General features: G+C 69.1%; 13 protein-coding genes and 1 pseudogene. 5 read left to right on the forward strand and 9 right to left on the reverse strand.

Features of this window, described 5'->3' with window-relative positions; all coding sequences use genetic code 11:
• Nucleotides 1-165: pseudogene (locus MKK82_RS20235) on the reverse strand (flagellar protein); the annotation flags it as partial.
• Nucleotides 166-459: 294 nt separating this feature from the next.
• Between MKK82_RS20235 and MKK82_RS20240 the strand changes: the two are divergent.
• Nucleotides 460-1,095 carry a glycosyltransferase family 2 protein gene (locus MKK82_RS20240; RefSeq protein ID WP_243986593.1) on the forward strand — a complete coding sequence of 212 codons (636 nt, stop codon included), beginning with the start codon at nucleotides 460-462 and terminating at the stop codon, nucleotides 1,093-1,095.
• A gap of 380 nt (nucleotides 1,096-1,475) precedes the next feature.
• Here MKK82_RS20240 and MKK82_RS20245 read toward each other — a convergent pair whose 3' ends face one another.
• Complete coding sequence (locus tag MKK82_RS20245) at nucleotides 1,476-2,675, reverse strand: RimK family alpha-L-glutamate ligase (protein ID WP_238292633.1); 1,200 nt, start codon at nucleotides 2,673-2,675, stop codon at nucleotides 1,476-1,478.
• Between the two features lie 191 nt (nucleotides 2,676-2,866).
• Nucleotides 2,867-5,188 (reverse strand): Tex family protein, encoded by a 2,322-nt coding sequence (locus MKK82_RS20250; RefSeq protein ID WP_238292635.1) that lies wholly within the window; start codon nucleotides 5,186-5,188, stop codon nucleotides 2,867-2,869.
• Between the two features lie 748 nt (nucleotides 5,189-5,936).
• On the opposite strand from MKK82_RS20250, the gene MKK82_RS20255 reads away from it, so the two are divergent.
• Nucleotides 5,937-6,137, forward strand: a complete 201-nt coding sequence (locus MKK82_RS20255) for a hypothetical protein (RefSeq protein WP_238292638.1) — start codon at nucleotides 5,937-5,939, stop codon at nucleotides 6,135-6,137.
• 37 nt (nucleotides 6,138-6,174) lie between these two features.
• On the opposite strand, the gene MKK82_RS20260 is transcribed toward MKK82_RS20255, so the two are convergent.
• The 3 genes from MKK82_RS20260 to MKK82_RS20270 all read right to left on the reverse strand — a co-directional run bounded on the left by MKK82_RS20260 (nucleotide 6,175) and on the right by MKK82_RS20270 (nucleotide 10,308).
• Complete coding sequence (locus MKK82_RS20260; RefSeq protein ID WP_238292641.1) at nucleotides 6,175-6,333, reverse strand: hypothetical protein; 159 nt, start codon at nucleotides 6,331-6,333, stop codon at nucleotides 6,175-6,177.
• 202 nt (nucleotides 6,334-6,535) lie between these two features.
• A complete protein-coding gene (gene mdoH / locus MKK82_RS20265) occupies nucleotides 6,536-8,668 on the reverse strand; it encodes a glucans biosynthesis glucosyltransferase MdoH (protein WP_243986597.1) in 2,133 nt (710 codons plus the stop codon).
• A gap of 71 nt (nucleotides 8,669-8,739) precedes the next feature.
• A complete protein-coding gene (locus MKK82_RS20270; protein WP_238292644.1) occupies nucleotides 8,740-10,308 on the reverse strand; it encodes a glucan biosynthesis protein D in 1,569 nt (522 codons plus the stop codon).
• A gap of 154 nt (nucleotides 10,309-10,462) precedes the next feature.
• On the opposite strand from MKK82_RS20270, the gene MKK82_RS20275 reads away from it, so the two are divergent.
• The 3 genes from MKK82_RS20275 to MKK82_RS20285 all read left to right on the forward strand — a co-directional run bounded on the left by MKK82_RS20275 (nucleotide 10,463) and on the right by MKK82_RS20285 (nucleotide 12,001).
• A complete protein-coding gene (locus MKK82_RS20275) occupies nucleotides 10,463-11,065 on the forward strand; it encodes an HPF/RaiA family ribosome-associated protein (protein ID WP_238292649.1) in 603 nt (200 codons plus the stop codon).
• A 142-nt stretch (nucleotides 11,066-11,207) separates the two neighbouring features.
• Nucleotides 11,208-11,675 (forward strand): PTS IIA-like nitrogen regulatory protein PtsN, encoded by a 468-nt coding sequence (gene ptsN / locus MKK82_RS20280; RefSeq protein ID WP_238292651.1) that lies wholly within the window; start codon nucleotides 11,208-11,210, stop codon nucleotides 11,673-11,675.
• Nucleotides 11,675-12,001, forward strand: a complete 327-nt coding sequence (locus tag MKK82_RS20285) for a hypothetical protein (RefSeq protein ID WP_238292656.1) — start codon at nucleotides 11,675-11,677, stop codon at nucleotides 11,999-12,001. The genes ptsN and MKK82_RS20285 overlap by 1 nt, the downstream gene beginning before the upstream one ends.
• Nucleotides 12,002-12,156: 155 nt before the next feature.
• Here MKK82_RS20285 and MKK82_RS20290 read toward each other — a convergent pair whose 3' ends face one another.
• The 3 genes from MKK82_RS20290 to ftsE form a co-directional block, all read right to left on the reverse strand.
• A complete protein-coding gene (locus MKK82_RS20290; RefSeq protein WP_238292658.1) occupies nucleotides 12,157-12,939 on the reverse strand; it encodes a YdcF family protein in 783 nt (260 codons plus the stop codon).
• A gap of 153 nt (nucleotides 12,940-13,092) precedes the next feature.
• On the reverse strand, nucleotides 13,093-14,061 hold the full coding sequence (locus MKK82_RS20295; protein WP_238292661.1) for a cell division protein FtsX: 969 nt from the start codon (nucleotides 14,059-14,061) through the stop codon (nucleotides 13,093-13,095).
• A complete protein-coding gene (ftsE, locus tag MKK82_RS20300) occupies nucleotides 14,058-14,750 on the reverse strand; it encodes a cell division ATP-binding protein FtsE (protein ID WP_238292713.1) in 693 nt (230 codons plus the stop codon). Before ftsE ends, MKK82_RS20295 begins: the two co-directional genes overlap by 4 nt.
• Between the last annotated feature and the right edge of the window lie 123 nt (nucleotides 14,751-14,873).

The raw sequence follows: 14,873 nt of genomic DNA on the forward strand, positions 1-14,873 counted from the left end.
GCTGTCGAGGGCCTGGGAGGTGAAGAAGTTGGTCGGGTTGTCGAGGGCGGAGTTGACCGTCTTGCCGGTGGCGAGGCGGTTCTGCGTGGTCGCCATCAGCTGCGCCGTGTCCTGCAGCGAGAGCAGGTTCTGACGCGTGGCGGCCGACAGGGTGATGGAGGACATCGTTCGATCTTTCTGATTCAAGCTACCCGTTTCTTGGGTGGGCCAGTAATCGTCCTCCGGAAGTTTCCCGCGAGTTAAAATGATTGCCGTCTCGCGAGAACTCGCAGCGATCGTTAATTGATTACTTCTTGATTTGATCTATTTCGGCACGCTTGCAAGCGGCATTCAATATCTATTAACCATCTTCTGGCAAAGCCGTGGGGGCTGCCGGACTGCCATCACGCTGGTCCGCCTGGGATTATCGGGCGGAGCGGCAGAGCGAGGGCGGCACCGCATCGCGCTTGGAGTTCGGCCGTGATCGTTCAGTCGCCCCTTGAGGCCGCCAACCCGCATCCCTGCGTGCCCGCCGTGTTCCCGCACGTCGCGGTGGCGATTCCGTGCGGCACCATGGTGCACGCCGATTTCGCCGTCAGCCTCGGTACGATGATGCACACGCTGGGCGAGATGCCCATGTCGATCGTCGTCGGGAAATCCTCCATCGTGGCGGATGCCCGCAATCTGGGCCTCGACTACGCCCAGAAGTTCAACGCCGATTACATTCTGTTCATCGACAGCGACATGACGTTTCCGCGCGACGCCCTGCTGAGACTGCTGGTCCGCAACGTCGACATCATCGGCGCGACGTATTCCCGGCGCACGGCGCCGCATCATTTCCTCGGCGACATCCTGCCGGAGCAGCCGGTCGACGCCCCGAAGGGCCTCCTGGAGATGACGCGGATCCCGACCGGCTTCCTGCTCGTCAAGTCGTCGGTCTTCGAGCGACTGAAGAAGCCGTACTTCCGCTTCCGCGTCGACGAAGAGGCCGGCGTGAACATCGGCGAAGACTACGATTTCAGCGACCGCGTCCGGTCCCTCGGTTTCAGGATCTGGTGCGACCCCTACCTGAGCAAGGAACTCGGGCATATCGGCGAGCACGCTTTCAAGCTGTAACCGCTGGATCGCGCCGCGACTCCGCAGGTCCGGTCTGTCACCCGGCTCGCCGCCGCCCGGACACGCGGCGCGACCGACGGCAGGGCTGTCGCCCCGCTGCGCGCGGCCGACCTCGGGTCCACCAAACCAGTGAAAGGACCGGGCCGGCCGCTCCTCGCGAAGGCGGCCCGGCAATTCCGGTATCGCTCCCGGCGCTCTTGCATCCCGGCGCCGGTGATGCGCATCACGCGACCGTCTGACACGAAGGCGTTCCACCTCATAGTGCAGCCTTCGCAGCGCCTCGCCGGTGAGCGTGACGCCTCTCAATCGCTTCGCCCCATTCGTGTGCGCGGAGGCGGGCGGAAGCCCCCCGGATCCGCCGGCGATTCCGGGTCGTCCCGTCAGCCGATCCGCGTGGCCAGCGCCTGCTGGAAGGCTGAGAACACCTTGCGCATCTGCGGCGCCTTGTAGGGATAGATCTCCGCCGAATCCATGTCGTGAACGACCATGCCGGTGTCCGCTTCGAAGATCAGCAGGCGGCCATCGCGGCTCTCGGCGCAATCGAGGACGAGATAGTCGAGACCCAGGCGCCGATGGATCTCCGCGAAGGCCTGCCGGTGGCGTCGCGCGAAGACGGTGTCGAACGCCGCCATCGCGGACGCTTCTTCGGCCTGTTTCCGGGAATCGTCGAGCATGCCGGCGTTCAGGTAATGGATCATCCAATGATCACGGATCGCCATGTGACAGAGGAACGGTGCTCCGTCGATGAGCGCGATCCTGTATTTCCGGTAGAGGCCATCGGGACCGCGGTAGTCGCAGAACTGTGTGAGGTACAGTTCCTCCGCCTGCGCGCCCGCAAGATAGTCTCCGAGCGCGGGCGTATGCTCGATCCGCTGCAGGTCGTTCCCGGCATGCGTGTCGATCGGGCGGACGAGGATGGGAAAATCGAGACCCTGCGGGATGCGCGAGCCTCCCGCGATGAGGCTCGAGCGCCCGGCGCGGAGGATGCGCGGGACGAGGATGCCCGGCGCACCGGCAAGCGCCTCGGCGATCCCGTGGCGCGATGTCCGCAGGACGCTGCGCGGGAGATTGAACACCGGCCGGGTCCAATGCGCTGCAGCTTCGTCCAAGGCTTCGAGGACCGGCTCGTTGGCGCGTGAATACGCGACGCCGACGACGACCACGTCGTGCTCCGGAAGTCGTCGCGGCGCTTCCTGCCCGGGCAGGATGTAGAGGTACTCCACCGAGAAGCCGGGATCGTCGAGAAGGAAATCGACCGGCGTGTTGGCCATGAGGTCGCCGGCCGCCACGATGACGAGCACCCGCGTCCGGGCGCCCGGCGCGTTCGACCGGAGCCTGAAGTGCCTGTGTCCGTGCAGGACATCGGTCTGGAGCTTGAGCGCTTCCTCGGAGCGTTGCAGCAGCAGCAGGATTGTCGAGAGGTCCAGCGCGGCGCCCGCTTCGACCACGCCGTTATTCGCCCCGGCGACGATCGCCTGGGCACAGGCTGCCAGGTCCGATCCCTCGAACGCCGCGCGGATCAGGCGTGCCTGTCCGATCATGGGACTGGGCCAGAACTCGGGGTGCGCAGATGCTTGCATCAGTCCGTTCCGCAGGAGGGAATCGCGCCCGTGGCGAACGGGGATCCGGGGCCCGGAACCGTGCCTGCGGAACACGCAGGCCGGCCCCTGGCGGGACTGTGCCAACCTGCGGTTTACGAACCGCTAATCATGATGGCGGCGGCGTCCCGCAGCCGGGACCCGGCTTCCCGCCGCCCGATCCGCGCCTGCTATCAGCCGCGCCGCGATTGCGATGCTGCGGCCTTTCGCAGGGCATCGGCCAAGGGGCCGGTCGGCGCGACGTCCGGGGGGGCTGCGGGCCGGCTCCGCTGCGGTTCGCGGGCGGGTTCGCCGGTCCGCCGTGCGGATGCCGCCGCGTCCACCGGATCGTCGAGCCGCATCGAGAGGGCAATGCGCTTGCGAGGAACGTCGACGCTGAGGACGAGGACGCGAATGACCTCGCCGATCCGCACCACCTCGATGGGCGATGCGATCCGTCGGCGTGCCATCGCCGAGACGTGGACCAGCCCGTCCTGATGGACGCCGATATCCACGAAGGCGCCGAACGCGGCCACGTTTGTGACCACGCCTTCCAGCTGCATGCCGGGTTTGAGGTCGCCGATCGTCTCGACACCCTCCTGGAAGCGCGCCGTCTTGAAGGCCGGCCGCGGGTCGCGCCCGGGCTTCTCAAGCTCGGCGATGATGTCGCGCACGGTCGGCAGGCCGAAACGCTGGTCGACAAAGGATTCGGGCGTCAGTTGGCCGAGCGCCGAGGGATTGCCGAGGAGAACGCGGATGTCGCTCTTCGTCGCCTTGAGGATGCGGTTGACCACCGGGTACGCCTCCGGGTGGACACCGGAGGCGTCCAGCGGATCGTCTCCTTCCTGAATGCGGAGGAAGCCGGCGGCCAGCTCGAAGGTCTTGGGGCCCAGGCCCGTTACGCCCTTGAGCGCCCCACGCGTCCGGAATGGGCCGTGGGCATCCCGATGGGTAACGATCCTGGCGGCCATCGAGGCTCCCAGACCCGAGACCTGCGCCAGAAGGGCCGGCGACGCGGTATTCACGTCGACGCCCACCGCGTTCACGGCATCCTCCACCACCGCGGCCAGCGAACGCGACAGCTTCGTCTCGCTGACATCGTGCTGGTACTGCCCGACGCCGATCGATTTCGGGTCGATCTTGACGAGTTCCGCGAGGGGATCCTGCAGACGCCTGGCGATCGAGGCCGCACCGCGATGCGACACGTCGAGGTCCGGCAGTTCGCGGGCGGCGATCTCGGAGGCCGAGTAGACGGAGGCGCCGGCCTCGGACACCGTCACCTTCGCGAGGTTGAGGTCGGGATTGTCCGCCACGATCTCGGCGGCGAGCCGCTCGGTTTCCCGGGACGCCGTGCCGTTGCCGATGGCGAGCAGTTCGACACCGTGGGAACGGCACAGGCGGCCCAGCGTCGCCACGGCCTCCCGCCAGCGGCGCTGCGGCTCGTGCGGGTAGGTCGTCTCCACCGCGACGATCCGGCCGGTGCGATCCGCGACCGCGACCTTCACGCCGTTCCGGTAGCCCGGATCGAGCCCCAACGTGACCCGGCCACCGGCCGGAGCGGCCAGGAGGAGATCCTTCAGGTTCCCGGCGAAGACTTGGACGGCGTCGTCCTCGGCCCGCTCGAACAGGCGCGTGCGCAGATCCTGCTCGATCCCGGTCCTGATCTTCGTGCGCCAGGCCGTACGGACGGTGTCGAGGAGCCACGTGTCACCCGGGCGCCCCTGCGCGGCGATGCCGAACCGGCGGCAGATCGCAGTCTCGAACGGGCCCGGAAGGGCGGGCGGCGACTCTGCGCCCTCCGCGTCGAGGTCGACGGCCAGCACCCCCTCGCGCTCGCCGCGCAAGACCGCCAGCACGCGGTGCGACGGCATCCGCTCCAGCCGCTCGGACCAGGCGAAGTAATCCGAGAACTTTGCGCCCTCCTGCACCTTGCCTTTGCGGACCTTCGAGACGAGTTGGCCGCCCCGCCAGAAATCCGTGCGCAGACGGCCGACGAGGTCGGCATCTTCCGCGAAGGTCTCGACCAGGATTGCCCTGGCCCCCTCCAGCGCCGCCTCGCCATCGGCGATCCCGCGTTCGGCGGATACGTAGGCGGCCGCGGCCTCGGCGGGCGCGCGACCCGGCTGCTTCAGTAGGGCTTCGGCGAGCGGTGCGAGCCCCGCCTCGCGGGCAGCCTGCGCCTTCGACCGACGCTTGGGGCGGTAGGGCAGGTAGAGATCCTCCAGCCGCGCCTTCGAATCGGCCGCGTCGAGAGCGGCGGCGAGCGCTGGCGTCATCCGGCCCTGAGCCTCGATGCTCGCCTGGATGGCGCGGCGGCGGTCGTTGAGATCGCGCAGGTAGGACAGGCGCTCGTTGAGCCTGCGCAACTGCGTGTCGTCGAGCCCACCGGTCGCCTCCTTGCGGTAGCGGGCGATGAACGGAACGGTGGCTCCGCCGTCGAGCAGCCCTGCCGTGGCGGCGACCTGCGCCTCCCTGACGCCGAGTTCCTCCGCGATGAGGGCGTTGACGGTCTTCATGCAATCTCCGGCGGGCGGATCGTGATGCGGTGCGAGCGGCGAGCCTCGGACGCCAAGCCGCCGGAAACATGGCATCGGGCGTCTGTTCGGTCCTGGATCGTCAGGAGTGCGGCTGCGCGTTGCCCGTCGCGGCCGCCCCGCCTGCGCGGTCGAGAATGCGCCGGCACGCCTGCCGGTGCCCGATCCTCGTCCGCAGGATGAGCCGTTCTCGCGTCATCGCGAGCTTCTCCGGTATCGTCCCGTCACTGAACGAATCGACGTGACGGACGACGGATGCGCGAGATCAGGGAGGATGAAACGCGATGGCCGGTTCAGCGATCCGGTGTGGTCCGCCATCACCTAATCCTGCTTCGCTGCCCCTTGCGGGATGGCTGGCGGGCTGATCGGACGGCGCCGCCCGCCCGCCACGGTCTCGCGGGATTCGACACGCTGCCCTGCATCGGGATGCCGGTTGATGGGGGCGGACGCGTAGCGGGATGAGGCTATCCGGCATCCTGTGGAAAAGCACGCCGGGCAGCCGTCATTCACAGAGTTGTCTTCAGAATAGCCGATAGCAGTCACCGCCGTCAGCGATGGCTTGGAAGTCTCGCAGTCGGGCAGTGCACAGTGTTTTCCGCTCGGATCGCTAGTCCTCGAACTGATTGTCGAGATTGAGACTTGTCCTTGACGACGATCTGTTCACGTCGTCGTTGTGTCGCCGGTTGGCGCAAATCTAGCGCTTCGCATGGCCCGGAGAGGCAGGCGTCCCGTGCAGTTCGAGATACGCGAGAGCAGCCGTTCGCTGTGGTCCTGGGCGCTCCTGAACGACACCGAGGAGACGGTTCTGGTTTCTCGGCGGAGCTTCCCATCACGGGCGCAGGCCACGGCGGCCGCGCTGGCCTTCTCGCAGCTCGTTGCGCGGGCGGGGCGATCCCTCTCGGGTGGCCCGCGGCCGGTCGGCTTCTCCTGACGGCTTCAGCCCGGCACGGCTGAGCGGTCGGACGCGTTTACGCCCGGTGGCGAATGAGGCTGACCACGCTCGAACAGGCGATCACGCAGCCGACGCCCATCGCGCCGAGGCAGCTGATCGTGCGGACCGGCTCACCGCGGGCGAGGACGATGGCGACCGCGAGCGGCAGGAGCAGAAACACGAACATCAGGGTCATGGACAGGTCCATCTGAGAATGGCTGAGTCTAGGACCCGAATGGTTAATCGCGTGTCACGGCTCGCCGCCCGAGAACCGGTCGGCGCCGCCAACTTCGCCCGCGTGAGCGAGCCGCCCTTGGCAGCGTGACCGCGCTGAGCGCGGCGCCACCAGGATCGCCCGTCTCACGTGCAGGCACGGCCCCCCCGTTGGCGGCCATCCGTCAGAGCCGGACCAGCCGATCGACGAGCGCCCGGTCGTGCAGCAGCGCCAGCCGCTCCTTCGGCGAGAGCCACGCCTGGGCCTCCGCCACAGTCTCGGCTTCGCAGATCTTGGCGGCGGCGAGCGTCTGGTCCGGGTCGATGGCGCCGCGCGGCCTGGATTGCCCGGGGGGCAGCATCCGGTCATGCGCTTTGGCGAGAATGGGATCCGCGTTGAGCGCCGCCAGCGCATCGTCAGCGTCGAACCCCAGCGCGGTGTTGCGCGCGGTCAGGGCGGCGGCGCGCAGCGCGATCTCCGGCGGTGCCGCCTCTTCGGGCGTGCCGAGGAGGCGCCGGTCCTTCAGGGCGAGACCGAGGCCGAGCTGGCCGCTCGCCCAGGAGATCGGGATCGCCAGCACGAGGCCCAGAATGGTGGGGCTCATCCAGAGGAACAGCGACGTGGCGATGGCGAAGGCAGCGATCCCTGCCACGAGCCCGAGCACCATGTGCCAGCGGTGCCGGACGACGATGTCGCGCAGCGGGATCGAGCCGTCGTCGCGCCGCTGCGGGTTCCAGCCCGTGTCGCGGCCGAGCAGGATGCTAACGACCGAGCCGGACTGGATCACCATCGCGACGGGTGCGACCAGCGCGGAGAGCAGGATCTCGACGAGGCTCGACATGATCAGCCGGCCGGATCCCCCGCAGGCGCGGCGCACCCGGCCATCCAGCAGGGCCAGGACCAGACCGAGGATCTTCGGGGCGAGCAGCACCGCCATGGTCAGCCCGAACAGCTGCAGCGCTCGGACGGGATCGAACCGTGGGAAGACCGGCGAGAAGCCGGCGCCGCCGAAATAGTCGGGTCGTTCCGTGGCGGTCTGGAGGACCAGCAGGATGCCGACCACCAGCTGGAGGAGCCACAGGGGGGAGGCGAGGTATCCGGCGATACCGGTGGCGAAGTGCTGGCGGGTCGCCGGATGCAGCCCGGATGCGCCGATGACCCGGGCGTGCTGAAGGTTGCCCTGGGCCCAGCGTCGGTCGCGCACGGCGACGTCGATCAGCGAGGGCGGGCTCTCCTCGTAGGAGCCCGGCAGACGGTGGAGCATGTAGACCGCCCAGCCGGCCCGGCGGATGAGGGCCGCCTCGACGAAGTCGTGCGACAGGACGTGGCCGCCGAAGGGTGGTTTGCCGGGCAGGTCGGGCAGGCCGCAGGATGACGCGAAGGCGTGCGTCCGGATGATGGCGTTGTGACCCCAGTAATTGCCGTCCCGGCCGGACCACGCGGAGAGCCCGGCGGCGATCACCGGCCCGTAGATGCGGGCGGCGAATTGCTGGAGCCGGGCGAACAGTGTGTTCCGGTTGATGATCAGCGGCAGGGTCTGGATGATGCCGGCATCCGGGTCCGCCTCCATGGCGGCGGCGAGCGTCACGATGGCCGATCCGCTCATCAGGCTGTCGGCGTCGAGCACCAGCATGTGGTCGTAGTGCCCGCCCCAGCGGGTGACGAAGTCGCCGATATTGCCGGCCTTGCGGTGATGGTTCTTGGGCCGGTGGCGATAGTAGAGCCGGGCCTCGGGGCCGAGGCGGTCGCGCAGGTCCAGGTAAGCCCGCTCCTCGGCGATCCAGGCATCGGCCTGCGTCGAGTCGGACAGGATGAACCAGTCGAAGTGCCGGCCGAGCCCGGTGGCGGCCACGGCCTCGTGCATCGCCTCGACGCCCGCGAAGGTGCGGGCGGTCGCCTCGTTGTAGACCGGCATCAGCACCGCGGAGCGGGTCGACAGAGCACCCGGGATCTGCGGGGTCGATCCGCGCCGGAGCAGGGTCGCGAAGCCGAGCAGCCCGCTGGTGAAGGCCAGGGTGATCCACGAGAAGGTGAGGCAGAACAGGACGACGAGCACGAGCTGAAGCGCGGTCGGGCTTCCCGAGACCGACACGGTCTGAACCATCTGCCAGCCGCCGTAGGCCGTGAGGGCGGTGGCGCCTCCGAACACCCAGAGGCGAGCGAGCCAGGGGCTCCTCGCCGGCCGCGCCGGCCTGTGGGCGCTGGCCCCGTCCCAGCGCGCAAGGTCCTGAACCGGCATCGCCAGCGGTGCCTCCGGCGGCAGACCCGGGCCGGCGGCGTACGGCGCCGGGTCCGATCCGGGCCGAAGCTGCGGCATATCGGGCGGGATGATCGTCTCGTCCAAGGACATGGTGCAGGCGGCCCCTCGAAGGCGGATGTCGGCGGGGATCACGCGGTCCACCGGAACAGCCAGGTCTCACTGGCGCGGGCCTGACCGCGCCGGAGGGCGAGACGCAGCTCCACGGCCCGCTCGCCACCCGGATCGAGCTCGAACAGGATCCGCAGGGTCTTCCGCTCCGGATACCGGAACCGGTCCTGGCGGGTGATCGTCCCGGCCGAGGCTCCGAGATCGACGTCGATGTCGCCGGGCTGGAACAGTGCCTCGCCCTCGAAATCGACCGCGAAGAGGCGGCGATTGCCGCCGCTGCCATGACCGCACCGGCTGCCGCACACCCGCGCGACCTCGGGCGGCAGAGGATCGGGCCAGCCTTTGGACCAATGCTGGCGATAGAGGAATCGCATCTCGCCGCCCTTGGCGAGCTTCGCCTTGGGTCGCCAGTAGGCGAACACGTTCTCGTTCAGCTCGGAGTCGCTCGGGATCTCCAGCAGCGTCACCGCGCCCTCGCTCCAGTCGTCCTGTGGCTCGAGCCAGAGGGATGGACGCTGCTCCCAGTGCCGCCGGTCGTCCTCGAAATCGGCGTAGGCGCGGGCGCGCTGCATCAGGCCGAATCCCTTCGGCCCCCGGTCCACGAAGGCCGAGACCTGCAGCGCCTGGGGGTTGTGAACGGGGCGCCAGATCGGTTCGCCGTAGCCGTTGCGGATCGCCAGCCCCTCCACCGAGAAGGCCGCCGCACGCAGGTCATCGACGCGGTTCCGGTCGAGCGGGCCGAAGAGGTAGCTGCCCTGCATGCCGCCGAGGCCGATATGGTCGATCTCGGCCCTGGCGAACACGGTCCCGTCGATCGCGGCGGTCGAGGCCTCCGGACCGGGGGTCAGCGTCAGCCGGAACGCCGCGGTGGCCGACTCCGAATCAGCCAGGGCGTGGACGACAACCGGCTGCCCAGGGGCGGGAACCTCCACGAACAAGGCCCGGAACAACGGAAATTCCTCCCCGCGGGAATCGGCCGGTCGCAGGGCGAGGGCCCGGGCGTTGATGCCGAAATCCTGGCCCTGGGCCACGAGTCGGAAAAAGGAGCCGCCCTGGAACAGCGCGAAGTTCGTGAGCCCGTCGGCGTCACCGAAGCGCGCACGCAACCGGAAACCCGAGAAGGCCGTCTCCGCGGTCAGATCCGGAAGCTCGATGCCCAGGGAGACGAAGGCCGCCCTGTCGTACGGCACGGGCTGCACGAGACCGTCCTCGATGAGGAACAGCGACACCGGCGTTTCGAAGATCGCGCCGCGCAGGAGCGGCTCCAGCACGTAGCCCGCGTCCCGATTCGCCCAGATGGCGCGGCCTTCCGCCGGACGGATCGTCTCGTAGACCTCCCGCGAGAGAGCCTTCAGGGCCGCCGGCACGTCGTTGGTCTTGGGGGCGACGTAGGGCACCTTCGCCCGGGCCCTGGCGAGATCCGTGAGCGTGTTCGCCTCGAACGCCTCGCCGGGACCGGGCAGCGACGGCAACTTCTCCGGGTCGGCCGCCCAGGATGCTGTCGGGAGTGATCCCGCGGCGGCGCCCAGCGCGCCGGCCAGCATGGCGCGGCGGGTCGGGGCGGCTGAAGGTCCGACATCGGTCGTCATACGGTCGAGGATCTCACGTCTCGGTGGGGCGCCTGTATCCGGGCGTCCGGCTGAACCCGGGGTTAAGCAACCGGCAGAACCGCGCGTGGCTCCGTTGACTTAACGCGAGCCGGCTCTCTAATTCGCCGACCTGCATCGAAATCGGGGAGGCAGCATGGGGTCGTTGCGAGTCACAGGCCACGGCGTTGATCTCGGAGAGAGTCTACGCAGCCGTGTCGAGGAACGCATGTCCGCGATCCAGGCCAAATACCTCGACTCGCACATGAACGGATCCTGCTCCGGCCATGTCACGCTCCGGCGAGATGGAACGGCTTTCCGAACGGATTGCGTGCTGCACCTCGTGTCAGGTCTCACCATCGAGGCGAACGGTTTCTCCCACGATGCCCGGTCGAGCTTCGAGCAGACGGCCGAACGTCTGGAGACACGGCTGCGCCGCTACAAGAACCGGTTGAAGCAGCACGCCACGGGACCCGGCGACGACGCGGCGGTGGAAGCGGCCTACGCGGTGCTCGCGGCCCCGGCCGAGGAGGAGGTCGATGACGAGGAGGCGGGGGAGGGGGACACACACCCGCCCATCGTCGCCGAGAGCACCAAGACCCTGCAACGCCGCACCATCGGCGAAGCCGTCACCGCCCTCGACATGACGGGATCCCCAGTGGTCGTGTTCGTCCATGCTGGTACCGGACGCGTCAACGTCGTATATCGGCGCAGCGATGGCGCGATCGGCTGGGTGGACCCTCCGAACGCCGTCGACTGACGCGGCGGGTCGGGAGGAACGGAGCCGGAACCGGCTTGTTTCCCGGTCGATTGAAAGGCAGGGGCATGGCCGCAGCGGCCAACTTCGCCCCTGCGACGAGGCCCGGTCCGATGTGGGCGGGTGACGGGGCAACGGTCGTTCGATGCCAGTTCTGGAATTCCTTGACCCCGAATCGGTGGTGCCGTCGCTGCGTGCGCGGGCGAAGAAGCAGGTGCTACAGGACCTCGCCGCGCAGGCGGCGAGGCGCCTGCCCGCCCTCGGCGAACGAGCGGTCTTCGATACGCTCCTCCAGCGGGAGCGCCTCGGCTCGACCGGCATCGGCGACGGCGTGGCGATACCGCATGGCAAGCTGCCCGGTCTCGACCGACTGTTCGGCCTGTTCGCCCGGTTCGACCGGCCGGTGGATTTCGAGGCGCTCGACGGGCAGCCCGTGGACATCGCCTTCCTGTTGCTGGCTCCGGAAGGCGCGGGGGCGGACCACCTGAAGGCGCTGGCGCAGGTCGCACGGATCCTGCGGGAGCCGGGGATGCTGGCCCATATCCGGGCGGCGCGGGACGCCGGCGCGCTCTACGCGCTCCTCACCCGTTCCACCACACCCCAGGCGGCCTGATGCCGGCATATCGGATCCTCGCCGCGCTGGCGCTTGCCGCAGGCCTGGCCGGACCGGTTCTGGCGCAAGGCGACTCCACCTGCGCGCGCGACCTCCTCGTCGCACAGTCGATGCAACGACAGGCCATCGATCAACTCGAGCAGGTGGACAGCGACGACGCGAAGACCTGTCGGGTCTGGCGGCGGCATGTCGAGACCATGCGGCGGGTGGCGAGCGTTTACGGGCGCTGCCTGTCCGGCTCCGAACGCGGCGAGCGCCTCGCTCAGGTACAGGGCTCGGACCGGGAATTCTCCGCCGCGATCAAGGCGCGGTGCAAGGGATCCTGAGGCACCGGCCGATGGAGGTAGCCCGCCCTCGACCTCAAGGTCGTGTGAAGGTTCGGGCTGCGCGACTCGAACAGGGCTTGCGGGCAAGGCCTACAACCAAGGCCTGCACCCAAGGCCTGCGAGGCTGCCGCAAAACCCGGGGCGGCCTCATGGCCTCAATCCACCCGGCGCAGCATCCGCGGCTCGGCCACCATCTTCACCGGCTTGCCTCGCCCGATCAGGATCGCGGCCCGGGAGCGTTCGGGATCCGTCTCGAACCGGGTGCGCACCCAGCTCGCCAGGAACTTCACGTACTCGGAGGCGACCAGCTTGGCCGCCGGGGGGCTCTGCCACCACCGGTCGGCATCGAAGGCGTCCGTCACGACCGGGTGCGGCAGGACGCGGTCGCTGTCCTGCAGGGCGTGATCCAGTTCCACCAGCGTGCGCGGCATGTGGTAGTTCGACGTGACAACCGCGACGGTGCTGAAGCGGTGCGCCCGCATCCAGCGCCGGGTCTCGATGGCGTTACCGATCGTGTTGCGCGCCCGATAATCGAGGTCGACGCAACAGGCGATCAGCGCGTGCTGCGTCGGGTTCAGGCGGGCGATCTCATCGCGGCTGGTGCGCTCGTTGACACCGGTGATGAGCAGGCGCCGCCCGTACCCGCCAGCCAGCAGGTCGATGGCGTCGCCGATCCGCTGTGCGCCCCCGGTGAGCGCCACGATGCCGTCCGCCCTGTCGGGGGGCATCCGCTCGTGACGGGCTAGGGCACCGACGAAGATCAGGAAGCCGGCGACCAGGGCCAGCGTCCCCAGCCCGGCGCCGAATCCGCAGGCCCACAGGGCGATCCGAGCCTTCGGGGACGGCTTCGCGGCCGCGACGGCACGGTCGGGGTGCCCCCTCTCGTGCCAGGTCCAGCCGACGATGTCGGTCGCGAGCGGATCCGATGCGCGCAGCATACGCGTGATCATTCTCCGGAGGATCGGCCCCGATTGCGGCGGCCCGGAGGCCGCGCTTCCAGCCCCGTACACAGCGCAACGATTAGGTTTCCAGACGGTAAACGTACGGGCGAGACCCTCTTTTTCCACCCGTGTCGACAGGCGGCACCACGTTCAGGTCAGGAAACGGCGGACGGTGATGCGTGAGACGACGCCGGTGACCAGAGAGGCGATCACGCCGATCAGGATGACGCTCGCGTAGCCGCGAAGCCCGACATGGAAGGCTCCGAACAGCGCTTCCACTTCCTGACCCGCCGGTCCAGACCGGGCGGCCCGCGCCAGCAGCCCGGCAAGCACGAAGGCGAGAATCGCCACGCCGGCCCCGATCGCGCCGCCGCGCAGGCCGAGGCCGAAGAAGCGCCGCTGGAAGGCCCGGGCGATGTAGTCGTCGTCGGCCCCGACGAAGTGGAGCACCTCCACGACCTCCCGGTTGCTCGCCATGGCGCCGCGCGTCGCGAAGGTCACGGCGAGGCCGGTCGCGATCAGTACGAGCACCACGAGCCCGACACCGATGCCCACGAACGCGTTGGCGGCCGTCGAGAGCCGTTGGAGCCACAGGACGTGGTCGTCGAGGCTGGCGACCCCGGGCAGCGCCTCCACGAGCCGCGACCGGAGCCCCTTCAGGTCGGCGGATTGCGTGTTGCCCAGCCTGAGGGCGATGAGCCGCGGCACCGGCAGGTCGGAGAGGTCGAGGCCGCTGCCCAGCCAGGGCTCCAGCAGGCGCTCGGCCTCGGCCTTCGAGAACACCCGCGTCTCGGCGATGCCCGGCTCTGCCTTGGCGATGGTGGCGGCGCGGGCGACGTCCGCATCGACGTCGCGGCCGGGACCGGGCCGGATCTGGATCGTGATCTCCTGGGCCACGTCGCCCTGCCACTGGACGGCGTTGGCAGCGACCATCTCGGCCGCGCCGGCGCAGAGCCCGGCCAGGAAGGTCAGGATGGCGATGACCGCCGCCAGCGAGCGCCCGGCCGTCGTGTCGGTCGGCACGAGGGGCGCGTTGCGGCGCAGGTTCGCCGGCGTCGCCGGGTCCGGGATTCCGGCCGGGGGCAGCGTCCGCCCGCGCGAGGTGGCCTGACTGCTCATTCCTCGATCCGAAGCCGGCCGTCGCCTAGAACCATCCTGCGGGCATCGACGGCGTCCATAATGCCGAAATCGTGGGTGGCGATGATGACGGAAGTCCCCAACTTATTCAGCTCAAGAAACAGTCGCAGGAGCCGCCGCCCCAGGCCCGGATCGACGTTGCCGGTGGGCTCGTCCGCCAACAGCAGGTCCGGCCGGGCGATCAGCGCCCGGGCGATGGCGGCGCGCTGCTTCTCCCCGCCCGACAGGAGGGGCGGCAGGGCGTGCATGCGCTCCCCCAGTCCGACCCAGCGCAGGAGTTCAACGACCTCCGCCCGGTAGCTCGTCTCGGCGCGCCCCTGGACGCGCAGCGGCAGCGCCACGTTCTCGTAGGTGGTGAGGTGATCGAGCAGACGGAAATCCTGGAACACCACGCCCATGCGCCGCCGCAATCCGGTCAGCGCCTTCGCGGAGATGCTGCTCACCTCCTCGCCGAAGATCGAGACCAAACCGCGCGTCGGCCGCGCCGAGAGCAGGATCAGGCGCAGCAGGGTCGTCTTCCCTGCGCCCGACGGCCCCGTGAGGAACTGGAACGAGCGCGGAGCGATGCGGAAGCTGACGTCGGACAGGACCTCCGGCCCGAGGCCGTAGCGCATGCCGACGTTCTCGAACTGCACCACCGGCCGCTCAGCGCCGGGCAGCAGGCTCTTCATGTTCGCCTGGAGGTTCAAGGCCGTGCCGTGTCTCGTCTGTCGGTGGATCGGGAATCGCCGGACGGGCGGGCGTTTTCAAGGCCTGAGGGATTTCACGCCCGCTTAACCCTGTTCGGCCACACT

The sequence above is a fragment of the Methylobacterium sp. E-046 genome, from assembly GCF_022829625.1.
Classification (GTDB): Bacteria; Pseudomonadota; Alphaproteobacteria; order Rhizobiales; family Beijerinckiaceae; genus Methylobacterium; species Methylobacterium longum.